This is a genomic window from Cellvibrio polysaccharolyticus, from assembly GCF_015182315.1.
Taxonomy (GTDB): Bacteria; Pseudomonadota; Gammaproteobacteria; order Pseudomonadales; family Cellvibrionaceae; genus Cellvibrio; species Cellvibrio polysaccharolyticus.
Genome location: NZ_PRDL01000001.1, coordinates 2,431,803 through 2,457,855 on the forward strand (window position 1 = coordinate 2,431,803; position 26,053 = coordinate 2,457,855).

Annotated in this window: 24 protein-coding genes and 2 tRNA genes; 12 read left to right on the forward strand and 14 right to left on the reverse strand. The window is 49.9% G+C overall.

Features of this window, described 5'->3' with window-relative positions:
• Nucleotides 1-30 precede the first annotated feature (30 nt).
• From C4F51_RS10410 to flgB, 4 genes are read right to left on the reverse strand one after another with little or no spacing between them, the layout of a single operon-like run.
• A complete protein-coding gene (locus C4F51_RS10410) occupies nt 31-2,379 on the reverse strand; it encodes a flagellar hook-basal body complex protein (RefSeq protein ID WP_193909557.1) in 2,349 nt (782 codons plus the stop codon).
• A gap of 49 nt (nt 2,380-2,428) precedes the next feature.
• The gene (locus C4F51_RS10415) at nt 2,429-3,139 is read right to left on the reverse strand and encodes a flagellar hook assembly protein FlgD (protein WP_193909559.1); all 711 of its coding nucleotides are present in this window, start codon (nt 3,137-3,139) and stop codon (nt 2,429-2,431) included.
• Nucleotides 3,140-3,150: 11 nt separating this feature from the next.
• Nucleotides 3,151-3,597: a flagellar basal body rod protein FlgC gene (gene flgC / locus C4F51_RS10420; RefSeq protein WP_193909561.1), complete on the reverse strand. Its 447-nt coding sequence runs from the start codon at nt 3,595-3,597 to the stop codon at nt 3,151-3,153.
• A 46-nt stretch (nt 3,598-3,643) separates the two neighbouring features.
• Complete coding sequence (flgB, locus tag C4F51_RS10425; protein WP_193909563.1) at nt 3,644-4,045, reverse strand: flagellar basal body rod protein FlgB; 402 nt, start codon at nt 4,043-4,045, stop codon at nt 3,644-3,646.
• 26 nt (nt 4,046-4,071) lie between these two features.
• Between flgB and C4F51_RS10430 the strand changes: the two genes are divergently transcribed.
• Nucleotides 4,072-4,368 carry a hypothetical protein gene (locus C4F51_RS10430; protein WP_193912667.1) on the forward strand — a complete coding sequence of 99 codons (297 nt, stop codon included), beginning with the start codon at nt 4,072-4,074 and terminating at the stop codon, nt 4,366-4,368.
• A 67-nt stretch (nt 4,369-4,435) separates the two neighbouring features.
• Here C4F51_RS10430 and C4F51_RS10435 read toward each other — a convergent pair whose 3' ends face one another.
• Together C4F51_RS10435 and C4F51_RS10440 are read right to left on the reverse strand one after the other, a co-directional pair.
• On the reverse strand, nt 4,436-5,377 hold the full coding sequence (locus C4F51_RS10435; protein ID WP_193909565.1) for a CheR family methyltransferase: 942 nt from the start codon (nt 5,375-5,377) through the stop codon (nt 4,436-4,438).
• A gap of 139 nt (nt 5,378-5,516) precedes the next feature.
• Nucleotides 5,517-6,461 carry a chemotaxis protein CheV gene (locus tag C4F51_RS10440; RefSeq protein ID WP_193909567.1) on the reverse strand — a complete coding sequence of 315 codons (945 nt, stop codon included), beginning with the start codon at nt 6,459-6,461 and terminating at the stop codon, nt 5,517-5,519.
• A 372-nt stretch (nt 6,462-6,833) separates the two neighbouring features.
• Between C4F51_RS10440 and flgA the strand changes: the two genes are divergently transcribed.
• The 5 genes from flgA to C4F51_RS10465 all read left to right on the forward strand — a co-directional run bounded on the left by flgA (nt 6,834) and on the right by C4F51_RS10465 (nt 9,486).
• Nucleotides 6,834-7,517 carry a flagellar basal body P-ring formation chaperone FlgA gene (gene flgA, locus C4F51_RS10445; RefSeq protein ID WP_193909569.1) on the forward strand — a complete coding sequence of 228 codons (684 nt, stop codon included), beginning with the start codon at nt 6,834-6,836 and terminating at the stop codon, nt 7,515-7,517.
• Nucleotides 7,518-7,715: 198 nt separating this feature from the next.
• Entirely contained in the window at nt 7,716-8,030 is a 315-nt protein-coding gene (gene flgM / locus C4F51_RS10450; protein WP_193909571.1) for a flagellar biosynthesis anti-sigma factor FlgM, read from the forward strand.
• A 95-nt stretch (nt 8,031-8,125) separates the two neighbouring features.
• A complete protein-coding gene (locus tag C4F51_RS10455; protein WP_193909573.1) occupies nt 8,126-8,602 on the forward strand; it encodes a flagella synthesis protein FlgN in 477 nt (158 codons plus the stop codon).
• An 81-nt stretch (nt 8,603-8,683) separates the two neighbouring features.
• Nucleotides 8,684-8,760, forward strand: a tRNA-Arg gene (locus tag C4F51_RS10460).
• Nucleotides 8,761-8,769: 9 nt separating this feature from the next.
• The gene (locus tag C4F51_RS10465) at nt 8,770-9,486 is read left to right on the forward strand and encodes a 16S rRNA (uracil(1498)-N(3))-methyltransferase (protein ID WP_193909575.1); all 717 of its coding nucleotides are present in this window, start codon (nt 8,770-8,772) and stop codon (nt 9,484-9,486) included.
• Nucleotides 9,487-9,527: 41 nt separating this feature from the next.
• Here C4F51_RS10465 and C4F51_RS10470 read toward each other — a convergent pair whose 3' ends face one another.
• Nucleotides 9,528-11,981, reverse strand: a complete 2,454-nt coding sequence (locus C4F51_RS10470; protein ID WP_193909576.1) for a putative bifunctional diguanylate cyclase/phosphodiesterase — start codon at nt 11,979-11,981, stop codon at nt 9,528-9,530.
• Between the two features lie 152 nt (nt 11,982-12,133).
• Nucleotides 12,134-13,027, reverse strand: coding sequence for a tRNA 2-thiocytidine(32) synthetase TtcA (ttcA, locus tag C4F51_RS10475; protein WP_193909578.1), 894 nt, complete (start codon nt 13,025-13,027; stop codon nt 12,134-12,136).
• Nucleotides 13,028-13,289: 262 nt separating this feature from the next.
• On the opposite strand from ttcA, the gene C4F51_RS10480 reads away from it, so the two are divergent.
• The 3 genes from C4F51_RS10480 to bioA all read left to right on the forward strand — a co-directional run bounded on the left by C4F51_RS10480 (nt 13,290) and on the right by bioA (nt 17,198).
• A complete protein-coding gene (locus tag C4F51_RS10480; protein ID WP_193909580.1) occupies nt 13,290-14,054 on the forward strand; it encodes a flagellar brake protein in 765 nt (254 codons plus the stop codon).
• 124 nt (nt 14,055-14,178) lie between these two features.
• A complete protein-coding gene (locus C4F51_RS10485) occupies nt 14,179-15,750 on the forward strand; it encodes a methyl-accepting chemotaxis protein (protein ID WP_193909582.1) in 1,572 nt (523 codons plus the stop codon).
• Between the two features lie 122 nt (nt 15,751-15,872).
• Nucleotides 15,873-17,198 (forward strand): adenosylmethionine--8-amino-7-oxononanoate transaminase, encoded by a 1,326-nt coding sequence (gene bioA / locus C4F51_RS10490; protein WP_235992319.1) that lies wholly within the window; start codon nt 15,873-15,875, stop codon nt 17,196-17,198.
• A gap of 110 nt (nt 17,199-17,308) precedes the next feature.
• On the opposite strand, the gene C4F51_RS10495 is transcribed toward bioA, so the two are convergent.
• From C4F51_RS10495 to C4F51_RS10515, 5 genes are all read right to left on the reverse strand, one after another.
• The gene (locus C4F51_RS10495; RefSeq protein ID WP_193909584.1) at nt 17,309-17,767 is read right to left on the reverse strand and encodes a methylglyoxal synthase; all 459 of its coding nucleotides are present in this window, start codon (nt 17,765-17,767) and stop codon (nt 17,309-17,311) included.
• Between the two features lie 165 nt (nt 17,768-17,932).
• Nucleotides 17,933-19,831 (reverse strand): molecular chaperone HtpG, encoded by a 1,899-nt coding sequence (gene htpG, locus C4F51_RS10500; RefSeq protein ID WP_193909586.1) that lies wholly within the window; start codon nt 19,829-19,831, stop codon nt 17,933-17,935.
• A gap of 904 nt (nt 19,832-20,735) precedes the next feature.
• Nucleotides 20,736-21,269, reverse strand: coding sequence for a general stress protein (locus C4F51_RS18435; protein WP_193909588.1), 534 nt, complete (start codon nt 21,267-21,269; stop codon nt 20,736-20,738).
• 329 nt (nt 21,270-21,598) lie between these two features.
• Nucleotides 21,599-21,973 carry a hypothetical protein gene (locus C4F51_RS10510; RefSeq protein WP_193909590.1) on the reverse strand — a complete coding sequence of 125 codons (375 nt, stop codon included), beginning with the start codon at nt 21,971-21,973 and terminating at the stop codon, nt 21,599-21,601.
• Nucleotides 21,974-22,473: 500 nt separating this feature from the next.
• A complete protein-coding gene (locus C4F51_RS10515; protein WP_193909591.1) occupies nt 22,474-22,851 on the reverse strand; it encodes a hypothetical protein in 378 nt (125 codons plus the stop codon).
• Between the two features lie 635 nt (nt 22,852-23,486).
• Between C4F51_RS10515 and C4F51_RS10520 the strand changes: the two genes are divergently transcribed.
• The 3 genes from C4F51_RS10520 to folE all read left to right on the forward strand — a co-directional run bounded on the left by C4F51_RS10520 (nt 23,487) and on the right by folE (nt 25,041).
• Nucleotides 23,487-23,993: a porin family protein gene (locus tag C4F51_RS10520; protein ID WP_193909593.1), complete on the forward strand. Its 507-nt coding sequence runs from the start codon at nt 23,487-23,489 to the stop codon at nt 23,991-23,993.
• A 176-nt stretch (nt 23,994-24,169) separates the two neighbouring features.
• Nucleotides 24,170-24,246, forward strand: a tRNA-Val gene (locus C4F51_RS10525).
• A gap of 255 nt (nt 24,247-24,501) precedes the next feature.
• Nucleotides 24,502-25,041 carry a GTP cyclohydrolase I FolE gene (gene folE / locus C4F51_RS10530; RefSeq protein ID WP_193909595.1) on the forward strand — a complete coding sequence of 180 codons (540 nt, stop codon included), beginning with the start codon at nt 24,502-24,504 and terminating at the stop codon, nt 25,039-25,041.
• A gap of 86 nt (nt 25,042-25,127) precedes the next feature.
• Here folE and C4F51_RS10535 read toward each other — a convergent pair whose 3' ends face one another.
• Nucleotides 25,128-26,048: an AAA family ATPase gene (locus C4F51_RS10535; protein ID WP_193909598.1), complete on the reverse strand. Its 921-nt coding sequence runs from the start codon at nt 26,046-26,048 to the stop codon at nt 25,128-25,130.
• Nucleotides 26,049-26,053 lie beyond the last annotated feature (5 nt).

Below are 26,053 nucleotides of genomic sequence, written 5' to 3' on the forward strand. Positions count from 1 at the left end.
AAAAAGCGCTGCATCACCGTGAGCTAAACATTAACGCAAATTGATAATGGTTTGCGTGGTGGCGTTGGTGGTTTCGATGGTTTTCGCATTCGCCTGGAAGTTGCGCTGGGCAATAATCAGGTTCACCAACTGCTCGGACAAGTCTACGTTGGACTCTTCCAGCGTACCCGAGGATATATCACCCAGCGTACCAGCCCCCGGAACACCAATACCCGGATCACCACTCTCGTAGGTTTGTGCCCACATAGAACCGCCGACCGGCTTCAAGCCATCAAGGCTGTTGAAGTTGGCCAAAGCTACCTGCCCCAATACCTGAGCCTCACCATTGGTAAAGCGGGCAAAAATAATACCATCCTTACCAACATCCAGCCCTGCCAAACGGCCTGTTGCATAACCGTTTTGTTGAGGGTTTCCTACATCAAATTTACCAGCAACCTGGGTTGAGCCATCCAGTTTGATTTCAAAGTTGGAACTTGCTGGAGGCTCACTCACTGGCAGAGTGCCACCTTGCAATACATTTAATGGCCCAAGAGCACCAACCGGTTCTCCATCAGTTCCCAATGGCATCCAGTTGGAAATCAAAATGGTATCGGTCAATGCCGTATTCAGCGAACCATCCTGATTAAAATGAACGTTAAATGACGCCATGGTTGGCTCAAGATTTTGCGGCGGCAACAACGTGGGGTCCGGATCACCCACATTTTGCCCATCCACCTGCACATACATTACCCAGTGATTGGCCGATGTAGAAGGATCTGCAGGATCATAAGGCTGCTTGACGAAATACTGTCGCATAGCATGAGGGTTGCCCAAGCTGTCATAAATCTGTGCTGAAGTGGCTTCGTTGTAGGTGTTCTGATTTTTTGGATCGAATGCGTTAATGGGCACATCGGTAAAAGTGGCTGCAGTAATTGGTGCCATGATGTTGCCCACCGCCGGGTTGCTGGCCTCAACGCTATAACCCTGCCCCATCACGATATCAATTTTGCCCCCCACAACCGCAGCATTGGTAAAGTCATTCAGTAATTGTGCGCCGGTACCCACACGACCAACCACTTCAACCGTACCTGCAGCGGCACCGGTGCCTGTATCGACAAATGAAAATTTGAGGTCAGTACCAATATTGGAAACCAGATTAAGGTTACCATCCGTATCCAGGCTGGCACTAATGCCAGGCAAGTTGGAAGTGGTCAACGCATTGATTTCGTTAGCCAGCCCTTCCATCGTGGTAGCGGAAAGGCGCACCCCATTCAACATCAAATTGCTGCTGCTGTTATCAAAGGTGGTAGAAAGCACTTTGGCATCGGTTCTTGCACTGGCGGTGATGCCCGCCATGGAATTCAGTTCAGAGGCGGTCTTGGCTGCCGACGCACCTTTGTCGCTATTAAAGGTAACAGTTGCACCGGTCGGCCCTTTGATTTGCAGCGCTTGCGGCAAATAGCCATTGTCCACCGCAGGAATACCCGCGGTTGAAGGCCCCGGGTTGGTAAATACGCCGGAGGCGTTACCCACACCAATCACCGAGTTAATACCAGTGGTCAAATCGCGAAGCTCAAGAGTGTTGGTCGCACTGTTTACCACCGCCTGAACATTCAACGGGGTGGTAGAACCGTAAATAGCACTATTAATCAAGCTCGCCATATCATTGAGCGAATTGGCCGTAGACGAGTTCAAATTGATCGTTATAGGGCCGCCATTGCCCGACGCCGGCTGTGAACCGTTTAAACTTAACTCAAACGAAGAAGGGCTGGTCGCAAAGTTGATAGGGACCGTAAAGCCACCCAGACTGCTGGTGGTGGTAGTCGCCTCTTTTAAACCATTCTGGGAAACGGCAATCGCCGCCCCTTCTGTAGAAAAACTTTTACCGGTACTCTCCAGCACCAGCTGGCGGGAATCCAGATTATAAGTACCGCTTAACAGCGTAGTTTGACGAGGCGCCTGAGTGGTTACATCAATGCGCAAGTCACCCATGATGCCGCTGATAACGCCATTGGCGTTGGCCGGGTAACCCTGTAGAACAGAATTATTGCCCGATACCACATAGCCTTCTTTATCCAGACCAAATGCCCCGGCACGGGTGTAAAGCTGCTCGCCGCCATTCTTCACCACAAAAAAACCTTCGCCACTGATGGCAAGATCCAGCTCGCGGTTGGTGTGCCGCGTTGGGCCTTCGCTGAACAGCTGGCGAATGGTTTGCAAATTAACGCCGGAGCCAGGCGTATTGGCAGTTCCGCCCAACAGAGTACTACTGTAAACATCGCCAAACTCTGCACGCGATGTTTTAAATCCGACTGTACCGGCGTTGGCAACGTTGTTACCGGTCACCGACAAGTCAGCATTCGCGGCACGAAGACCACTAAGCGCAGTATTAAAAGACATGGCATGCTCCTGCTAGAAATCGTTGGGTGTTACTTAAAAAAAATTTTGTTTAGTTAAACTGCTTAACATCGGCGATGTTAACCGGGCCAATACCCGCCAAGTTCAGCGTTAGGGAGCCATCCGCACCCAGGGTTACGCTGTTAACATTGGCACTAAGCCCGGTGGCCAGTTGTTCGGTTTTTCCGCCCTGGGTTGCGTGTACTTCAAAACGGTACTCGCCAGCCGGTGCCATTTCTTCTGCAGCCCACTCGGACAATTCACCATTGATTTCCAGGTGTTTGCCGTCCCAACGGAATGTCATATCGCCAGACGCCATATTACCTACCGGGTAGCGGCTAACCAGCGCGCCGGAACCATCGTAAATGCTGATGGATAAATCAGACGTTGACTGGGGAAGATTCACCGTCCCGGACACAATACCTTCCGGCATCAGACGGCTGGACTCGGCAGGAACAGTAACCGAGCGCCCCACCAGCGACGAAGCTTGTAACGCCTGGTTGGACATAAAATTGTTACTGAAACTCTGGAAGTTGGTGTTCAAACGTTCCAGACCTTCTACCGAACTGAACTGCGCCAACTGCGCCACAAACTCGGTGTTATCTTGCGGACTCAAAGGGTCCTGGTTATTTAACTGGGCAATCATCAACTCAAGAAAAGCCGACTGACCGAGCTCGTTGCTCTTTTTTTCAGCGGTATTATTGTTGATATTCAGATGGCTCAAAATGTTGCCAGCAGAAGACGTTTCACCTACCTGACTCATGATTTATCTCCTTACTGACCCAGGGTCAACACGCGTTGAACCATTTGTTTTGCAGAGTTCATGACTTCCACGTTCATCTGAAAAGAACGCGAAGCTGAAATCATATTGGTCATTTCCTCAACCACATTCACGTTCGGGTAAAACACATAACCTTCATCGTCAGCCATCGGATGGCTCGGCTCGTAACGGCGCTCCAGCGGCGCGTCACTCTCGACAATGCCCAACACCTCAACACCGGAACCGGCGGTATGATCAGACATGCCGGGGTTGCCGAATAAGGCACCGCCCATGGCTTTTTCCTGAATCGCAGCAAACACCGGCTGACGATTGCGATAAACCTGATCGGCACTGGAGCTGGCCGCCTGAGCATTGGCAAGGTTACTGGCAGTTGTGTTGAGGCGCAGACTTTGCGCATTCATGCCAGACCCGGCGATATCAAAAATATTTCCCAGTGCCATATAAACTCCGATCAATAATTCAACCAAACAGCGTTAATTTTTCAGTTTATTCACCGCGCAACGCGCTGGTAAGGCCTTTGAACTTGCTGTTTAAAAAAGTAAAACTTGCCTGAAACTGCAGGGCATTTTTCATGTATTCGGCGTGCTCAATCTGATCTTCCACGGTGTTGCCATCGATGGAAGGCTGGTGCGGAACGCGATACAACATATCCGGGTTGGCATCAAAGCCCTGTGCATTCAGATGACGGTCGTTGGTGACCTGAACGGCAAAGGTTTCTTTGGTAGAACCGGTGGCACGGCTGAGCACCTGTTTGAAGTCCAGATCTTTTGCTTTGTAATTCGGGGTGTCCACGTTAGCCAGGTTATCCGCAAGGATAGAGGCGCGCTGCCCGCGTACATGCATCGCTGATTCGTGAATACCGAGAGCATTGGCAAAGGAAATGGTCATGGTGGTTACCTGCGTTTTCCGTTTAAATGTTACGTGCAAGCAATAAAGCAATGCCTGTGCCAGCTGCTATAATTTTTTACAACCCATTGATTTTATTGAAGTTTATGACATTAAAAATAATGAAAAAAATGCGGAGAGGAAAAGCGGCAATGCAGAGCGGCAAGCTTTTACCGCCTGCCAGCGAGCAAAAGATAACCACAGGCAAAGCGGCAAACGGGACAGAAGACAGAAGACAGAAGACAGAAGACAGAAGACAGAAGACAGAAGACAGAAGACAGAAGACAGAAGACAGAAGAACTGTAGAGCAACGGAATCGAAAATGACGCCGCCGCAGAAAAAACAGGCAGTCAAAACAAAAGAAGTTAAGACGGGGGGATGGAAAGCGGTACCTCAGAGAGCCCGATAGTAGATTCCCGGATCACAACGCACCATCTCGAACAAATCTGTAGAGGCAGCAAGCCCTTCAGAGGAACCCAGGAACAAAATACCTCCCGGCTTTAGCGAGGCATGGAGTTTTTGCAAGATGGAACGCTTCAGATCAGCATCAAAATAAATAAGAACATTGCGGCAAAAAATAATATCGAAACGACCCAGCGCGGCGTAACTGTCCATTAAATTAATGGGGCGCAGTTCTACCCGTTCTTTAATAATGGGCTTGATCGCCCAACTGTTGGGGGACGTCTGGTCAAAAAAGCGCTCCAGGCGCTCGGCAGAAAGCCCGCGCAAAATAGACAAGCGGTCGTACATTGCGCGGCGCGCCTGCTCAAGCATGATGCTTGAAAGGTCAGTAGCGACAATTTGCACCGGGCGCGGCAAGGCACCCATGCTCTGCCGCTTGTATTCTTCTACGATCATGCTGATGGAATAAGGCTCCTGCCCGGACGAACAGGCAGCGCACCAGATGCGCACCGGCCCATACATGCGTTTGTCCGGTGCCATCAGCGCCGGCAACATGCGTTTGGTCAGTTGATCGAAGGGATAAATATCACGAAACCAGAAGGTTTCGTTGGTGGTCATGGCATCAATCACCTGGTCACGCAAACGGCGGTTGGAACCTGACCGGAGCGCGCGAACCAATTCGCTGAACGAACCGACACTATGCTCATCCATAAGGCGGCGCAAACGGTTGGAAACCAGATATTGCTTGTTATCGCCGAGCGCTATGCCGCAGGCATCCTGAAGAAACTGACGAAAACTATCAAATTCCGCCTGGTCGTAATTCTCCCCGCCGCCGTTCAACTTCGATTCGCCCGGCGAACTTTTCGACAGCGAAAAACCGGGGGCGATAAAGCTGCCGGTTCCATTGTTTTTCCTGTCTGAAAAATTAGTCATAGCAACTCATTAACCGCACGATAAAAGAACACAAATGAAGCGCCAGCATACAACATCCCCGGCGCACCTGCTCTTTATATTAACCGGGCAAATGCCCGGCTATGCAATCAGTGCCCGGGGTTGGCGAACCTCGCCAGACTTATTTTAATAAATGAGAATCACCTGCAGCCAGAATATGTTCGCTCACCCGACTCGCCAGCTCATCCGGATGGAATTTCGCCAGGAAGTCATTGGCACCAACCTTTTTAACCATGGCTTCATTAAACACACCGCTGAGCGACGTATGCAAAATGATATGCAGATCTTTCAAGGCGCTATTGTTTCGTACTTCGGCAGTAAAGGTATAGCCATCCATCTCCGGCATTTCAATGTCGCAGATAATCAATATCAGGTCGTCATGCGGGTGCTTGCCGGCCGAGAGCAGGCCTTGCAGATACTCCAGCGCTTCCGCGCCGTCTTTTTTCAGCACGGTGCGAATACCCATGGCTTCAACCACGCGCTGAATCTGCTTGCGGGCGATGGACGAGTCATCAACGATCAACACGTATTTCTCGATCACTCTGTCAGCAATACCCTGCCCTACAATCCCCTCACTGATGGATTCTCGGGCGGGTGACACTTCAGCCAGAATTTTTTCTACATCGATAATTTCAACCAGCTGACCATCCACTTCGGTAACGGCGGTTAAATAATGCTCTTTGCCGGCGCCGGTGGGTGGCGGATGAATATCGCCCCAGTTCATGTTAACGATACGTTCAACCGCACGAACCAGGAAGCCCTGCGCCGAGCGGTTGTATTCCGTAATAATGACAAAGCACTTATCAATTTCTGCCAGCGGATTGCGACCAATCGCCTGGTTCATGTCCATGATCGGCAAGGTACCACCGCGAATATGGGCCACGCCACGCACAACCGAGCTTCTGCCAGGGATAGCATTCAGGGGTGGGCACTGCAACACTTCCTTAACCTTGAAAACGTTGATGCCATACAACTGGCGCCCTCCCAGCCGAAATAACAGCAACTCCATACGGTTTTGACCAACCAGCTGCGTGCGCTGATCAACGCTGTCCATTACACCTGCCATACACAATCCCCTGAGGATATTAATTAACGGCCCGTTTGCTGCCGATACGATAAGTTGGCCAGTTGTACAAATACTGCCCTGCCACGGCACACTAATTGCAGAAACCGGCTCTATGAACAAGATAGCGGCAGAAAACCGTCAGCCTTTAGTGCTCTTATCGCACCTGTTGCCTGCGTTAGCTTCCATTTTAGTGGCGCGGCGGGCTAATTGCCGGGCTAACACGGTATTTTGTGACAATTTACGCGCCAATTGCGCCGGGATTCAAGGGGTCAAACCATGAAAAATGCCTTCATGGACACATTTTTTTACTGTCTTGCCAAAAAGGCGGCAAAAGCGACCGTTAACTTAACAAAAGTCAGCTGGCTGTTCGCAATGATAATGACGGTGTCGGGCGGTGTTATCGCCTTGCCGGCGATTGCATCAACAGTGGAATCGCTGCAGACATTGCAAAGCCGGGTGCAACAACAGGCGGCTCAATATTATCAGGGCGCCAAGGCGAAGAAGACCAACATTAGCGTTAATGCGCTCGACTCCCGCTTGCAGTTACGCTCGTGCGTCAAATCTCTGACCATCACACTGAATGACCCGCAATATAACGGTGGCAACCAGACGGCTCTGGTGCGCTGCGACGATGAAGCGCCCTGGTCTATTTATATACCGCTGCAAATTGCGTTGTTTTACGAGTATCCGGTGGCATCACGCAATATGGCCCGCGGCGATGTGGTCAGCGCCGGCGATATTCAGACCACCCTGGTAAACAGCACCGGCCAACGACAGGGCCAGATTGACAGCGCAGTGGATATTATTGGCAAGTCACTGCGCCGGCCGATTCGTCAGGGCGAAGTGTTCCGTAGCGCACAGCTGGAAATGCCAACCGTGGTTAAACGCGGTGATCTGGTCAGTATTCTCACCCAGGTAGGCGCCATCTCCGTCAGTTCTGCTGGCACCGCGATGAGCAATGGCAAAATCGGGGAAAAAATCCGGATAAAAAACAACCAGTCTGACCGGGTCATCATGGCCGAGGTGATTGAGGCAGGTAGCGTTCGCACACTTTAAGTGGTCGCAACGCACAGGAATTGAAAGATACGCCGCATTAAAGCGGTCTGATCGCCTGAAACACGGTAAAATGTGTGATGCAGTGCCTAAAAAAGTAACTTAAGGCGTTAAAGTTTCAGCTTTTCTGCCGATAACCTTTTTGAGCAACCTGTATTCGGGCGAATCGGGAACTTTTATAGCAGTTGGGGAATAGAAACCATGGTCATCGACATTAACAACAATTTTTCCAGTAATGCATCGAGTGCGTCGCGCAACCGCGCCACCGCCCCGACAACCGGAAAAGACACACCTGCCCAGGCAGAAACCATTCCCGCCAAAAGCGGCAAGGATCAGGTCGTGATCAGTGAACAGGCTCAGGGGTTGAGAAAACTCCAAACGTCTATTGGCAATCTGCCAGATGTAGACAGCGATCGGGTCAACGCGTTGCGTCAGGCAATTGCGGAAGGCAAGTTCGAAATCAACGCTGACCGTATTGCCGAAAACATGTTGAACCAGGACGCGCTGCTGCGCTAGAACCCTGAGCGACGGGTAGCGCCCCCAACCGCTGCCCGTTAATTGCGGTTTTTAACTGGAATAAATTCTGCCCGAATTTTCTAACGAGGTTGCCCATGTCCATGAATCCTGCCGTTTTACAACACATGATCAGTGTTGATATCAACACCAGTGAAACCTTGATCGCGCTGATGAACCACGAGCGCGAACTGCTTGAACAGCGCCAGCACGAAGGCCTTGGCGAGGTTATTGAGCAAAAAAACCAGCTGCTCAGCCAATTGGGTGAAAATGCCCTTCAACGTCAGGCCTTATTGCAGAGCCTTGGCTTACAAGCCGATGCCGAAGGCTGGGAAACCCTGCTCAGCACACACCCGGCGCTTACCGAGAGCCGTGAACCCTGGAAAAAACTCACGCAGCTTTTTACAGAGTGCCAGCGGCTCAATGAAATTAACGGCAAGATGATCAATCGCTCGCGCCAGACTCTGGGCAATCTGCTCAACCTGTTGCGCGGCCAGGCGGCCGGCCCCAAGCTCTACAACCAAAGCGGTGTTGCCAGCGGCAACGGCGGCTCCCATTCGGTAACGCGGGTGTAAACCACCCGTTTTTTCACCCGCCTGCATCATCCCTTTGAATTCAAATACAAAAATCCCTACAATGGCGCAGCTTTACATTCTGCTCCGGTAGCTCAGCTGGATAGAGCAGCCGCCTCCTAAGCGGCAGGTCGGACGTTCAAATCGTCTCCGGGGCGCCATTTTTCATCATGAATATTATCCTCCTCACCGCTGAAGATCTGACGGGCGACACCTGCGCAGAGATCCGTGACCAGCGCCGCTGTCAGCATATATTGTCGGTTCATCAGGCTCAGGTCGGCGAGAGAATTCGCGCAGGCCTGCTCAATGGCAACATGGGCTCGGGCATTATGACCACCCTCCAGCCCGACCTGATTATTATTGAAGACCTCATTTTTGATGAACCGCCACCACCGGATCTGCCGCTTTTTCTGGTCATGGCGCTGCCTCGTCCCAAAATGCTCAAGCGGGTTTTACAAACCGTGTCGACGTTGGGTGTCAAAAAACTGGTGCTGATGAATTCCTATCGGGTGGAAAAAAGCTACTGGCAAACGCCATTGCTGGAACCGGAAAGCATTCGCGAACATCTGATACTGGGGCTTGAGCAAGCAAGAGATACGCAACTGCCCGAGGTCATCCTCGAAAAACGTTTCAAGCCCTTTGTGGAAGATCGCCTGCCCGCGTTGATCGCGCAAACCCGCGCACTGGTAGCCCACCCCTATTCAGAAACCCCATGCCCGACCGGTCTTACCGAAGCCACCTCACTGGCGATAGGCCCTGAAGGCGGATTTATTCCCTGGGAGATTGAACAGCTTGAAGCTTGCGGTTTTGAGGGGGTTCATTTGGGAAAGCGCATCATGCGCGTAGAAACAGCCGTACCCTTTTTATTGGCCAGGCTTTTTCATTAAACCCCGCTAGCGCAAATTGCACTGGCGGGGTTTAACGTCTGTTACGGAAGCTTTTGCGGTTGCAACAATAATTTTTCAAAACTGGCGATATCAACTGCCGTACTGGCATAAAAACCCTGGTAGTAATGGCAGCCGTACTGACGAAGAATGTCGAGCTGCTCCGCCTGTTCTACGCCTTCGGCGACCACTTCCATATCCAGCAATTTGCCCATGGTAATAATGGTTTCTACCAGCACTCTGTCATTGCGGTCTTCAATAATATCGCGCACAAAACCCTGATCAATCTTCAGCACGGTAACCGGCAAACGTTTCAAATAACTGATGGATGAATAGCCGGTGCCAAAATCGTCCAGCGAGAAGCTGATGCCGTTTTCCACCAGCGTGGTCATGGTGACGATCGCTTCATCAATTTGCTGAATCAAAATACCTTCAGTGACTTCCATATCCAGAGAATTTTCAGGAATCGAGTAGGCTTTCAACGTACTCAGTACATCGTCCACAAAGGCTTTACGACGGAATTGACGCGGGCTGATATTGATACTGAGCCGCATACCGCTTTGCCAAAGGCCTTTATCCTGCCAGCGCACCAGCGTTTTACACGCTTCTTCCAACACCCACTGGCCGACTTCGAGAATCATGCCGGAGGTTTCAAGCACCGGAATAAATTCAGCCGGCGAGATAAACCCTTTGGTTGGATGCAACCAGCGCAATAACCCTTCAGCGCCAACGATGTGCCCACTGGCTACATCAAGTTTTGGCTGAAAGTGCAATTCAAATTGTTTTTCTTCCAGGGCGCGGTGAAGGTCACCTTCCATCACCAGCTGACGGCTGACCTTGTCCGCCATCTCTTCATTGAAGAACTCAATAGAATCCCGGCCTTTTTCTTTTACCTGATACATCGCGGTGTCGGCGTAACGCAGCAGTTCGTGCACGGTATTATTTTTTTCCGGATAAACCACCACACCCACGCTACAGGTAACACGCAACTCCATGCCATCGCAGAGAATGGGTAATGATACGACAGAGCGAATTTTTTCGCTGATCTCGCCCGCTCGCAATGCAGCAATTTCGATATCCTGATCCAGCACGGTTAGCACAACCACAAATTCGTCACCGCTCAGACGGGCAACCAGATCTTCTTCACGCACGGTTTTTACCAGGCGTGTGGCAACTTCCTGCAACACTTTATCGCCAACCGGATGACCAAGAGAATCGTTAATGGTTTTAAACTGGTCAAGGTCGATAAACAACACCGCACCGAAATAACCGTGTCGCTCTGCCCTGCGCAACTCGTGCTCAAGCCGCTCCACCAGTTGCACCCGGTTAGGCAACCCGGTCAGCGCATCGTGATGCGCCATGTATTCCATTTTTGCCTGAGCATTTTTTCGTTCGGTCACATCGACCGATACAATCAGGGCGACTTTTTCATCGTAAAAGGCCAGCGGCATAATATGGGTTTGCAGGAACAGCTGTTTGCCGGTGGCGGTGATAAAGCGCTCTTCAATCACATCCAGCTCTTCATCACCCTGAATAACGCGATAATCGTTTTGCAGCATGGTATCAATTTCGAATACCGAATTTTTCAGCAATTGCCGCACGTGCAAGGTACGCATCTCTTCGCGGGAAAAACCCAGCTCATCGGCCAGCGCTTTGTTAGCGAACAAGTAATAACCAGCGATATTTCGGGCCCCGATCATCACCGGCAAGCTATCGATAATCTGTCGTAAATGCTCTTCACTTTTGCGCAGCGCCAGCTCTACCGCGCGGCGCTTGGCAAGCGATAACTCGACAATATCCAGCAATTCATTACTGCTTGAAACCAGCAGTGCCAGCTCATCCTTGCGATCGGGCGGCAGCGGAGTAAGCCGTTGCAAGCCAGGCTGATCGGAGTTGATCAGATTGATTTCACGGGCAATACGTGCGATAGGTTTGGTGAGCGTGAGATAAAAAACAAAGAACAGCAGCGACACCAGCAACATGTTGCGCAATACACCGGCCACCAGCGCATATTTGGAGCGGTTGTAAAAACCGGCTAACGCCTGATCCATATCCACCGAGAAACGGATGCTGCCAGCAATGCCATCGGTGTAGCCGGCAATGGGCAAATTGGCGCGGTATTCCTGAGTACCTTCGGTAATGCGATCGGTTAGCCAGCGGGTGGGCGAATGCTCGCGGCGTGAACTGCCCTGCGCGAGAATATTACCCACCTCATCGGCAATTTCTACTTCGTAAATAAATCCGTAACGCAGCAGGCCATTCACCACTTCGTCGGAGAGTTCATCGTCGAGTGTTTGCACCGAACGTGCTGCGGGCGGTGTGGCCACCTCAATAACCCGCTCAATCAGGCTGTCAAATTCCCGCTGCTGATTGTGGTAATCGAGGTAAAGCTGCACCGAGTTCATCAGAAAGCTGAGAACAAACGCAACGATGATGCCTATTTTCGCCAGCTGGAACGAAATACCATCAAAAAACGAAGGCGTGCCGGTTTTATTCAAAGGTGTAATTCCATAACAGAGTCCAGTTTTTTATCATATTTTTCTGGCTACACCGGTTCATCATCAAGCGCCCGGTCTGAGGAAATAATAAAAGGCCGATCCGGCGTAAACCGGCGGCCTTGTTGTTCGCATTCTGCACATCAGCGTAAGCATTACTGTATCTGGAATCCGTTGATAAATTGCACACCGCTGTCCGGTTTTACCGCCGCAAACAGATCCGAATCATCACTGGTGGCTGCCGCGGTAGCGTCGGTTTTCAAATTGATAAAGTCGAATAAATTCACATCAGCCATTTGCGATGGAATGATGTTTTTAATGGCTGAGAAAATGGTTTCGGTACGGCCCGGGTATTGTGCCTCCCAGGTGTGCAACATCTGCTTGACCACCTGCCGCTGCAGGTTTTCCTGGGAACCGCACAGGTTGCAGGGAATAATCGGGAAGCCTTTTTGTTCGGCAAAGTCTACCAGGTCTTCTTCGCTGCAATAGGCCATCGGGCGAATCACAATATTGCGTTTGTCGTCGGACAGCAGCTTGGGCGGCATGGCTTTGATCTTGCCACCGTAAAACAAATTCAAAAACATAGTTTCAATAATGTCATCACGATGATGGCCCAGCGCAATTTTGGTCGCCCCGATTTCATCCGCGAAACCATATAAAGTACCGCGACGCAGGCGGGAGCATAATCCGCAGGTGGTTTTACCTTCGGGAACCAGCTCTTTCACGACGCTGTAGGTATCCTTTTCAATGATATGAAAAGGTACGCCCAGCGCCGTCAGGTATTCCGGCAAGATATGTTCGGGAAAACCAGGCTGCTTTTGGTCCATATTGACGGCAACAATGTCGAAATGGATCGGCGCCGTTTTCTGCATACTGAGCAGTACATCGAGCATGGCGTAGGAGTCTTTGCCGCCCGACAGGCATACCATGATTTTGTCGCCTTCCTCGATCATGTTGTAATCGGCAATGGCGCTTCCAACAAGACGGCGTAACCGCTTTTGCAGCTTGTTAAATTCGAGGCGCTCTTTACGGACAGGAAATGCTTTCATAGTGATTTGCGTGACAACCGGATGTAGAGGAAAAACCGCCATTGTACGGTTTTTATGCGCACGGGGGAATGTCTCCGGCGGTAATTTCCCTTTGGCGGCAATAGTTTGCCACTCGCCGCCAATAGCCTCTCAAAAGTGCTCATTATTTGCCTCTTCACGGTCCAAATCGCCGTTTTGGTGCACTTTCCTCCTGGCACAACCTTTGCTTTCTCACTAAAAAGCACCCTCGAATCACGGGTTTACGCCCTTATCGGATCAGGTTATGTCATTCATCCAGGGTTTATTGACCAAATTTTCCAAACCTTCCTTTGCAGGATCCGGCAAATCGGAGCGCCCGCGGGTGGCACCCGTTTACCTGACACCCGGTCCATTGCTGGATCTGTTTGAACAGCGCCAGCGACTGGAAGTGTATTTTGAAGGCAGCCAACGCTCCTATCAGACGCTTATCCTATCCATTGATGATGAAAATGGCGTGATATGGTTTGATGATTTATTTCCGTCACAACGTTTACTGGAAACCGGCAGCCAGCTTGAATTTATTTATCGCTCCCGCGAAAAACAGCTGAAGTTCACCGCCACGGTGATTGCCACCGGCGAGCACCTCGGCATTCAAGGTTTTGCCATCACCTTTCCGCATAATCCTGTGTGGCATTCGCGCCGCGAATATCGACGCCTGAATTTGTTTGGAGCCAGCGCCCTGTCGGGCAAGCTGCGCGCCTTTAATGATGATGTTCGCTACGGCACCATCGAAAATTTGTCAGCGGGCGGCATGTGTATTCTGCTGGCAGGCTCGCTGGAAGACTTTTTTCAGCAGGGCGAAGAGCTGCCGCTGTGCGAATTTATGTTGAACGATATTCGCATTCAGGCGCGCGCGCGCGTCAGAGGATTGTCACCCAACCGCACGCCCTACCGAAGCACGCGCTTGCGATTGGAGTTTCTGACGCTTTCTGAAGAAAAGAGAGCAGTAATTGACGAATTTATAAACAAAAATTCCTCTATTAAAAATTTTCGTCAGCGGGCAGCCTGAGAACAGGAAACAAGGCTAAACTATTCGCGCTTCAGGCCGATTACCTTTGAAGGCAGCTTAATAAAATGCCTCTGTTTCCAGCGCTAAACGCGTAGCGTTCGCTGACTTTTGTAAGGATTTTTCCATGCGTAATAACGGTCCGATAACCGGTAGAGAAGTCTTCGTTTCGAATAATAATGAGATTGTTTCCTCAACCGACACCCGGGGAAATATTCAATTTTGCAATGACTATTTCTGCCAGATTGCAGGCTACACGCGCGACGAATTATTGGGCCAGCCCCATAATATTCTGCGCCACCCGCATATGCCTGCCGAAGCTTTCGGCATGATGTGGACAGCATTAAAGGCAGGCCGCCCCTGGATGGGTATGGTGAAAAACCGCTGCAAAAATGGTGACCACTATTGGGTGGATGCCTATGTGACCCCGTTGCGCGAAAAAGGCCAGATTTACGGCTACGAATCTGTGCGCGCCAAAGCCGACCCGGTTATCGTTAAACGCGCCGAGAAGGTCTATGCCCGTATCCAAAACGGCAAAGGCATTTACCCCTGGTATGAAAAGCTCTGGCATATTTTCGGTGAAGCCATACAAGCAGGCGCCCTGACTTTTGTAGTGTTGCTGGGTATTTTTTCGCTCACCTCGCTGTTAAGTGCATCCATGGTGGCGGGGCTTTTTGGCATCAGCTTGTTAACCGGTTTTATCAATTTCTGGGTTACCCATAAAAAACTTTCGCAGCCGCTTGCGGCAGCGCGGGCGTTTTTAACCGATCCGGTGGCTGCTTATATCTATTCCGGTCGCTGCGATGCCAGCGGCGAAATTATGTTGGCACAAATTGCCATTCAGGCTCGCTTGCGCACCGCACTGGGCCGCTTCGGCGAGTCTGCCAGAGAACTGCATATCAAGTCTGAAGAAGCGCACGACCAGGCGCAGCGCACTCACACCGGCATGTCCGCACAGCAGCGCGAAACCACCAATGTTGCCAATGCCATGCAACAAATGTCGGTTGCGGTTCAGGAAGTTGCCAGCGGCGCTACGCAAACCTCTACCGCGACCAGCATGGCGATCAACGAAGTTCGCAAGGGTAATGAAGTAATCGCCGGTGCCAACAAGGCGATTGTTGATCTCTCTCGCACGGTAGGTGATCTGGGGCAAATGCTGGACCGCCTTTCCGAAGACAGCCGTAAAATTGGTAGCGTAGTAGATGTTATTCGCAGCATTGCGGAACAAACCAACCTGCTCGCCCTGAACGCCGCTATCGAAGCGGCGCGCGCCGGTGACCAGGGTCGCGGGTTCGCGGTGGTTGCGGATGAAGTACGCACGCTGGCACAGCGCACCCAGGAATCGACCAGTGACATTCAAGGCATTATTGGCAAGCTTGGCCAGGCGACGGAAGATGCCAGCGCCAGCATGAACACCTGTATGCAGCTGGCAGATCGCAGCGTTGCCGAAATGGTCAATGTGGAAAATGCACTGAACTCCATTTCCGATTCGGTAGCCACTATTGATGGCATGTCCCATCAAATTGCCACCGCCGCTGAAGAGCAGTCTTCCATGGCGATGGAAATCGAGCGCAATACCCACGCAATTGCCCGCATTTCCACTCAGTCACAACACGAAATTAATATCGCTGACCGTGTTACCCAGGAAATGGCTGACTTGTCCCAAAGCCAGCTGGAACTGATCATCCGCTTTCGTTAATTCTTCCGCAAAATTGGCTGCAATTCATAACTGCAGCCATACTTACCTCAACCGGCCTGATAAAATTGTCTGGCCGGTTTCCCGGCTCCACGATCTGAAACCGCTTTTATGGACCGTCTTATATGCCTAATGGAACCGCTGCAGCGGCTCATGCTGCTGCAATGACCCCGGAAGAAATTATCGCACTGGATCAGGCGCACGTTTGGCACCCCTATGCCGCCTTTCCCAATCCTTCACCGGTTTACCCCGTCAGTCACGCTGAAGGTGTTTATTTGCACCTGAGTGACGGGCATACGCTGATTGATGGCACCTCGTCCTGGTGGAGCGTGCTGCACGGCTATAACCACCCGGAACTGAATCGGGCAATCGAAGAGCAATTACACAAAGTTTCCCATGTCATGCTGGGAGGCATCACCCATGAACCGGTAGTAAAGCTGGCCAAATTACTGGCAGACATTACCCCGGAAGGTTTGAATAAGGTCTTTTTTTCCGACTCGGGCTCGGTAGCCGTTGAAGTCGCCATGAAGATGGCGCTGCAATACTGGTTCTCTTCCGGGCAACACCAGAAAACCCGCTTTCTCGCGTTGCGAGCGGGTTACCATGGCGACACCTTTGCGGCCATGTCAGTGTGTGATCCTTTTACCGGCATGCACCACTTATTTACGCAGACACTGCAACACCAGATTTTTTGTGAACCGCCGGCCTGCGGGTTTGATGAAGAATGGGATGAAATTCATATCGCCAGTTTTTCACAATTAATTCAACGGCACCGTCAAAAAATTGCAGCGGTTATTCTTGAACCTATCGCCCAGAATGCTGGCGGCATGCGCTTTTACTCACCGCATTACCTGAGGCGCGTACGTGAACTTTGCGATGCCCATGATATTTTATTAATTGCCGATGAAATCGCCACCGGCTTCGGACGCACCGGCAAACTCTTTGCCTGCGAACATGCCGGCATCAGCCCGGATATTATGTGCGTGGGCAAAGCACTTACCGGCGGTTATATGGGAATGGCTGCCACCTTGTGCAATGACAAGGTTAGCGATGAAATATCACGCGGTGATGCTGGCGCCTTTATGCATGGCCCAACATTTATGGGGAACCCCCTCGCCTGTTCGGTAGCACTGGCCAGCACCAGGCTGCTCATTGAAGGCGATTGGCAAAAACGTGTTTTACACATTGAAGCGTTTTTAAAAGCCGAGCTGGAGCCCTGCCGCGAACTGCCAGCCGTAGCGGATGTAAGAGTGCTGGGAGCAATCGGTGTAGTTGAGCTGCATAACGCGATTGATATCGCCAGCATTCAAGCCGCCTTTATCAAACAGGGAATATGGGTCCGCCCTATTGGCAAACTTATTTATTTAATGCCGCCGTTTATTATCAGCGATGCAGAACTGCATCAACTGACACGAGGTATTTACACCGTGGTATCCGAGCTGGATAGCTGATTGTAAAATTACAACCGCCACTCAGCCGATGAAAATAACGGCCTGATAGCAAAAAAGCCCGCCCTTTACCAAGGCGGGCTTTTTTGTGGCGCGGTATTTTTCAGAAAATATTAAAAGCTGCGTTTCGCCATATAACTTTCGTAATCGGGAATGGCACGCTCTGTAGTATTACTGAACAAGGGCGATGTCACCATGAAATCAGCCGACACCTGATTACAAGCAATCGGAATATTCCAAACCGCAGCAATACGCAACAAAGCCTTCACATCCGGGTCATGCGGCATGGGCTCAAAAGGATCCCAGAAGAAAATCAACACATCCACCCTGCCCTCGGTAATCATCGAGCCAACCTGCTGGTCACCGCCGAGCGGGCCACTCAATAATTTATTCACCGGCAACCCGGTTTCCCGCTCAATCAAGCGGCCTGTTGTGCCCGTACCGTACAAGGTATGTTGCGCAAGCTCAACCTTGTGCGTTTCACACCACTGCACCAAATCTTTTTTCTTATTGTCATGAGCAACCAGCGCAATGTGCTTTTTGGCTGCCAACGTAACGTTTTTATATTCCATAACCGGCTCCGGAATTGACCTGTTATTGATTGCCAACCCATGCGTAATGAAGTGCGATCAGCAATGACGCTCGATATTAATGCTCAAGGGTAACGCAAAAAAACAAAACCGGCTATTGCCGGCTTTGTTTTCAAACGATGCGCTATCAACGCAGAGAAGACGTCATCAGTTACTGAGTTCCAGCAACAGCTTGTTCAAACGCTGAACATAGGCCGCCGGATCAGCCAACTGTGAACCTTCCGCCAGGTTAGCCTGGTCAAACAACACGTGAGCCAGGTCAGTAAAGCGCGCTTCATTGCTTTCCTCTTCCAGCTTTTTCACCAGCGGGTGTTCCGGGTTCAGCTCGAAAATCGGCTTGCTTTCCGGCAGGTTCTGGCCGGCAGCTTCCAGAATGCGGCGCATTTGCGCACCCATATCATGGTCCGCAACCACCACACACGCCGGTGAGTCGGTCAAACGGTGGGTTACCCGTACTTCAGCGACTTCATTATCCAGGGCTGTTTTTACACGGTCCAACAAAGGCTTCAATTCTTCAGCAATTTTTTCCTGCGCCTGCTTGTCTTCTTCGCTGTCCAGCTTGCCCAGGTCAAGCTCACCTTTGCCAACATCCTGCAAGGATTTGCCGTCGAACTCGGACAAATGTCCCATCAACCACTCATCAACACGATCACTCAGCAACAGCACTTCGATGCCTTTTTTACGGAAGACTTCAAGGTGCGGGCTGCTCTTCGCGGTAGTGAAATTCTCTGCCGCGATGTAGTAAATTTTTTCCTGGCCTTCTTTCATGCGGCTGACGTAATCGTCCAGCGACTGATCCTGATCGGCCTTGTCGGTAAAGGAGGAAGAGAAGCGCAGCAGTTTGGCAATTTTTTCACGGTTGGCGAAATCTTCTGCCGGGCCTTCTTTTAACACCTGACCAAATTCCTTCCAGAATTTGCTGTAATTTTCCGGTTCTTTCGCCAGCTTCGACAGCATTTCCAGAACGCGCTTGGTCAGTGCCGAGCGCATGCTGTCAATGTTCGGGTCTTTCTGCAAAATTTCGCGCGATACATTCAACGACAAATCGTTGGAATCCACTACACCTTTAATAAACCGCAGGTACAGCGGCAGGAATTGTTCGGCGTCATCCATAATAAAGGTGCGCTGAACATAGAGTTTCAAACCACGCGATGCATCGCGGTTATACAAGTCATAGGGAGCGCGCGCTGGAATGTACAGCAGGCTGGTGTAATCCAGATTGCCCTCAACACGGTTGTGGCTCCAGGTTAACGGGTCGGTATGGTCGTGACTGACGTGCTTGTAGAATTCCTTGTATTCATCATCGCTCACTTCGCCACGGGAGCGTGTCCACAGCGCGGTAGCTGTATTCACCGCTTCCTCTTCCGACTCAACTTCGCCGTCTTCGCCCAACGGGCTTTGTTTCGGCATCAGGATCGGGATCGCAATGTGATCGGAGTATTTTTTGATGATGGAACGCAAGCGCCAGCTATCGGCAAACTCTACCGCATCGTCCTTCAAATGCAGTTCGATGCGGGTACCGCGATCGACTTTTTCAACCGTTTCGATATCAAACTCGGCATCACCGGAACACTCCCAACGAACGCCCTCTTCTGCTGCTGCGCCGGCACGACGGGTGGTAACCACCACACGGTCAGCAACAATAAACGCCGAGTAGAAACCGACACCGAACTGGCCAATTAACTGGGCATCTTTTTTCTGGTCGCCGCTCAGGTTTTGCATAAACTGCGCAGTACCGGATTTGGCAATGGTACCCAGATTATCAATCACTTCATCGCGGGTCATGCCGATGCCGTTATCGCTGATCACCAGCGTTTTGGCATCTTTATCAAAAGAGATGCGAATTTTCAGATCGCCATCGCCCTCATACAAGGCATTGTTGGAGACTGCCTCAAAGCGTAATTTGTCTGCGGCGTCCGATGCGTTGGAAATCAGCTCCCGCAAGAAGATCTCACGATTGGAATACAGAGAGTGAATCATCAAGTGTAATAATTGACGGGCCTCGGTCTGAAAGCCTCTGGTCTCTTTGCGGGTATCTACCGACATTGTTATCTCCTGATCAAAAAACAAACAAAAAACCTGTCAGGCGCTTAAAAATACACCTGAATTATGAATAACAAGCAAGATGGGGTTAACGAGGAGGATTTCAAGGGGCGAATGTCGCCCGGAAATAAAATGGCTCAAAAATACTTGACCCGGCCAGCTCGGGCCTGGCCCCTGAAACGAAAGACGGCGGCAATGGGACAATAGAGTGAGACCATACGCAGCAGGCTTATCAGCCATAGACTTTCAATACTTATACACCGAGTTGGATAACGCCGATCCCGGGCAAAACCGAATAACTCACGTTAATGGTCAGGCTGCTGTGTGGAAAAATAAAATTCCAATCATGCAAAATAGTCCCGCGCGCTTAACCCACCCATTGGCTGCGAAACGGATGATCGTTAGCAGCTTGTGGCCGGCGATAATAAATAATCAAAGGATAAATAACACTGCACGCGGCAAATGCACTAACGCAGACTGGCAACTGAAAATAAAAAAACCCGCCATTTAGCGGGTTATCAATAGTGACTCGCAACCGGTCACCAAGGCTCAATAGCATCCTTACGCCTACCACTGCATCCCTACCAGGCAAGGCTAATATTCCTCAAGGCACTTATGCTTAAAGCTGGCACCTCAGGGTAACTTTCGGCCTTGCAAGTCTTCACCGGGAGCTCTCTCGTGAAGGTTATCCTCGTGCCGCTTCCCTCTTTTGACGACCCGGTTACGGGTCACCATTGAGGCAATGAAAATTACCAAAAAAATAATAGCGGCGATGTCCAGCCAGACTGCGTTAGTAATTTCCATTGGAAACCCGTCTCCCCATTTCAACATGCTTAACATCGGCTACCAAAAAAATCCTTATCGCTCTACCCAACCTCCTTGCTGTATGAAAGACATTTAATTCGGATTACTCGGGTAACTTGCCAGAGTTGTTACTTCCGCCCTTTTTTCCTGCTTCAGAAGCGCGTTGCGGATCATTTTTAAAATTACCGCCACTTTGCTGGCCGCCTTTCGCTCCAGCTTCGGAGGCGCGCGCCGGATCATTCGCAAAATTTCCCGGATTTTGATTTTGCTGGGAATGCCCTGATTTTCCAGATTGGTCAGATTGCTCTGATTTACCAGATTGTTCAGACTGCCCTTGTTGCCCTTGTTGCCCTGACTGGCCAGCCTGGTTCGTTTTTCCCGAGTGCTCTGACTGACCTTGTTGTCCTTGCTGCTCTGACTGGCCGGCCTGGTTTGTTTTTCCTGACTGCTCTGACTGTTTAGGCTGGTCGGATTGTCCTTGCTGCCCTTGCTGTCCTGATTTACCTGACTGCTGTGACTGGTCGGATTGACTGGTTTTTCCTGACTGCTCTGCCTGACCCGATTGGCCTGACTGCCCGGATTTTCCTGGCTGCTCTGACTGACCTGATTGGCCTGACTGTCCTGATTGCTGTGCCATAAAAATCTCCTTGAATCTCAAAAAGAAGTGAAGTGCGTTGTTGCACTCACTGAGTATATGGCTCCCTGCCAATACAACAAATCCGCAGAAAATTGAAAAGCATCTAATGAATAACCGGTTAAGTCTGAACAGCGTTAAGAATGAAATTTTTTGGGTGTTTATTAAAAATACAGCGTGCAAGATCACACTTACCGCTACGATTGCTTCGTTTGCATGAAAATTTATGGCACTCAATCTACTTATAAGCGTATCGCGACATCTTTAAAGCCTGTGACGCAAGTAGCTAATTCATTTGGGGATTTGCTGCGTCAGAAATCACCACCGAAAAGTTACTGATAGAATTTTGATTTGTAATCAATCAATGCTCCGGATGAGGCCTCATATTGCTCATCCGTAACTCCGCTTTCTTTCAACCACCGATAAACCATATCGAAAGCGACTTCGTGGATGCACACCACCACGCGGCGATCTTCTTCGGCGTTACTCTTGCGTTCTTTTAAACAATTCAGCAGCCGCTCAGGGTCATGTGATGCAAGCGGTAAATGACCCGCTAACAACTTGCTTCCCTGAACAACATCGACCACTTCATACTCAATAATTGGCTCAAAAACCAACCTGGCCATGTCATCCAGAGATACACGAACCTTAAGTAATTTGTCCTTATCCAGGCTACCGGTAATCCAGGCATGATTTACAAAGGCCATAATTAATCCACCTAACACAACCAGAAAACTCCACCACATCCTCTGCTCAGAGCGATCCCATGAGCCTCTCAATGACAGAATGTGACCCATAAGCAACAAATAATAGGCAATTAATTCCTATTTTCCAGAAAATTTTTCAAGGAATATTAAATGCTTAAAGGGAAACATCGACACCCAGATGAAATGGGCGCCAAGCAGATCCTGCCCGACCCCGGATTTGCGGCAGGTCACAATTTACACTTGAACAAGTCGCGTATTTTCCTGAGAAGGCATTGCTGCATGACCGCTGAGCTACTGCGAAGATAACAAACGAAAAAATAAGCCCACTGAAAAGGATTATTCTTTCTTTAAACCAAAGACATTTTTGGGGAGCAAGCAGATGGAAGTTAGTAGCAACACGGTTTAAGGAAAAGCTTCCTAAAATGGTCACTCTTTTTTAATGGCGGAAGTTTCAGATTAAAACGCGACCAGCACAAACCCACTGCGTGATCGCTCTGCTGTCAGTACTCGAATAAAATAGATTTTAAATCAGCGGTTACTTCAGAGCCAAAGCTGCGAGCATAGGCCTGGCAAATTTCTACATAGCGGGTGTCCCGGCAAAAGGCCAACACAACCGCTTCCAATTGCGGATTGGTAACTCCCAATTTCTCTTCAAAACTTTTTGCAAAATCCGTCCAGGAAATTTTTTCTTTTTCGAAAAGGATGCTTTCATACTCCTCGAATATACCGTGTGCAGTATCCAGATCCGCCTCTGACCAATCAAGCCCTACCACCAGAGAAGAGATAGGCTGTTTTTTTGCATCCAGTAACTCTCGGGAAAGAAGGCCAATGTGAAACTTCAATTTTTCAATTTCATCAAAAACATTTTCACTTTTCATACTATTAATATCCTTTAAAAATCAGCTCGACTTACACTTTTTAGCACCAACAGAAAGCATCACCGGAATACTATAAAATTTTAGACAGGAGGTTTAATTGAATGGGTACGGCGTGAGCGAAGGTAATATTCAGTTTCTGTAGCTGTAAGAATAGACCAGAGGGTGAATAATTAAATTTTTGAGCCCTCTGGAAATATAATTTTGTGAATGAATTCAATTAAATTGCTGCTATGAATGCTTTCAGGAAAACCCCGGCGTGATAAACCCCATAACCGAAGCGATATCTTTGACAGCCTAAAGCACTGAAACCTATAAGTAACAGCCGTAAATTTGACCTATTTTACCGACTGTCTTTTCTTATGAATCACCGACATACCTATAAATAATGAACCCAAATTACCTTTCAAGCAGGGAGCAAACAGCGGTGTATGTTTCTCCCGGGTTATCGCGTCAAAAAAATATCGGAACAGAAACCCTCCACCCCGAATTTAAACGTTGAATGCACGGCCAGAACGCCACAAACCAACTGCAGAAGTATCACCGTCATCGGCCAATATCTGGAAATCGCTGCCCCATCAGGTGCTGTGATAGAATGGCGCCGCAATTTTTATAGCATCTCATTAAAAGGATATTTCATGAAAAAGCTTTTACCCCTTCTGTTGGCCGCTGGCGTTTCCGCTACTTGCCTTGCTCATGATGAACAGGGTTTTTATGTGGGCGGTGGTATTGCCGCAACCGTGGTGGATGATTGCGGAAGTTATTGCGACAGCAAGGGCGCCCTCATCGAAGGCGGATACTTTTTTAACAAAGTCGTCGGTATTGATGCAAAGTTTGCGAGAACCGAGCGCGATAAGGACGATGATATAACGACAGACAGCACTTATCTCGGGGTGAATGTAGGCCATACCTTTAACACCTCCTGGGTTCGCTTGTACGCAAAGGCCGGTTACTACCATTCAAAAATAAAATATGAGTACTACCGTGAAAGCGTTTCTGATTCCAACCCTGCCCTGGGTATTGGCGTTGTGATCACACCTTTGTCTCACCAAAGCAACCTCTACATTCGGCTGGAGTCCATTGCCAGCGAATTCCGCAACGCCGATGTGGGCTTCGCAAATTTGACGGTTGGCTATCAGTTCTAATAGCCGCGGCACCCGGCAATTGCAGAGGACGCATAACCTGCTGATTTTGTTTGTTTTTTAATCTTTTGCGTGATAAACACAAGAAAATCTGACTTTTTTGACGCGAATGCTTGTCATGATTAAAAATCCCTGGTAAAGTTCGCGCCCTATGCAGTTGTGTCTCCGCACAATGCTTCAGGACTATAGCTCAGTTGGTTAGAGCACCACCTTGACATGGTGGGGGTCAGCAGTTCGAGTCTGCTTAGTCCTACCAAATTTGTTACAAATCAAAGGCTTATCGATGAATTCGATAGGCCTTTTTTGTTGGGTTGTCGACCAATCCAGCCCGCTTTTACAAGCTATGTATTAGCCGCCTTGCTGATTGTGTTAAACTGCGCCCACTTTAAGCCAGCATCACGTCAGCTGCGCTTGCCCGCCCTGTGGCGAATTGCTGCAGGCATTGAAGACACTCCTCTTTACTCTACTGGCGATGCGGATGATGGCTCACCGCTTGCCTCGAGGCCATTTCATGCAAGAAAATTTTGCCAATATTATCGCTGCCGTCGGCGAAGATCTCGATCGTCCCGGTTTGCAAGATACCCCCAAACGCGCCGCCAAGGCATTTCAGTTTTTGACCAAGGGTTACCACCAAACGCTGGAAGAAGTCGTTAACGGCGCGCTCTTCCCGTCTGACTCCAATGAAATGATTATGGTGAAGGATGTGGAGCTTTACTCCTTGTGCGAACACCACTTGTTACCCTTTATTGGAAAAGCGCACGTTGCTTACATTCCTACCGGCAAAGTGCTGGGCTTATCCAAGGTTGCTCGTATTGTTGATATGTATGCGCGTCGCTTGCAGATCCAGGAACAATTAACCCTGCAAATAGCAGAGTCAATTCAGGAGATTACCGGCGCTACCGGTGTTGGCGTAATTATTGAAGCCAAACATATGTGCATGATGATGCGCGGCGTGGAAAAGCAAAACTCGTCGATGAAAACCTCGGCAATGCTCGGCAGCTTCCGCACCAACCAGGCAACCCGCACCGAATTTCTTTCTTTGCTTCGCTAATCGCTTTTAAAGTTTATAGACAATAAAAAAGCAGCTGTTAATAGCTGCTTTTTTATTGTCTGTTATTTCTACGAAAAACGTTTTATTTAACCCCCTACCACATCAACACCGGTTAGCAATTTCAAAATCAGCGGATGCTTTTGTTCGCTGGCGTGCGAGTGTTGCACTACCCGGTGGGTAACCACCACAGCCAGTAGTTGCTGCAAATCTTCGGGGATAACGTAATTGCGACCCTCCATGTAAGCCCAGGTTTTTGCCGCTCGCAATAAGGCCATGGCGCCGCGTGGCGAGAGTCCGCAGTGAAAATCTGTATCGGTTCGTGTTACGTGAATCAAACGCTGCAGGTAATCAATCAGGCTGTCCGAGGTTTTTACCTGTTCGGTTTCGGCACGCAACTGCAACAATTGCTCGGGGCTTAAGCAAACTTTTAACGATTCGAGATGGTTGCGAGTATCACCGCCCAGAAACAACTGCCGCTCGGATGCGGCATCCGGATAGCCGAGGCTGATACGCATTAAAAAGCGGTCCAGTTGCGACTCGGGCAACGGGTAGGTACCACTTTGCGATTGCGGGTTTTGCGTGGCGATAACAAAAAAGGGCTGCGGCAACTTTCTCGTTTCACCCTCAGAAGTCACCTGACGTTCTTCCATGGCTTCGAGCAGCGCACTTTGGGTTTTCGGTGTCGTGCGATTGATTTCGTCTGCCAGCAGCACCTGCGAAAACACCGGCCCGGGATGAAAAACAAACCGGCTTTTTGCCGGTTCAAAAACCGACACACCGAGAATGTCGGCAGGCAGCATGTCATTGGTGAATTGAACGCGGCGATAGCTTAATCCGAAGACGTTGGCCAGAGCTTGTGCCAAGGTGGTTTTACCCATGCCGGGTAAATCTTCAATGAGCAGATGGCCATCGGATAACAGGCAGCAAACCGCCAGCTTTATTTTTTCTTCTTTACCGAGCAATACGCGGCTGATTTCTTCAACCAGTGTTTGAATAACATCCCGCATGTCGT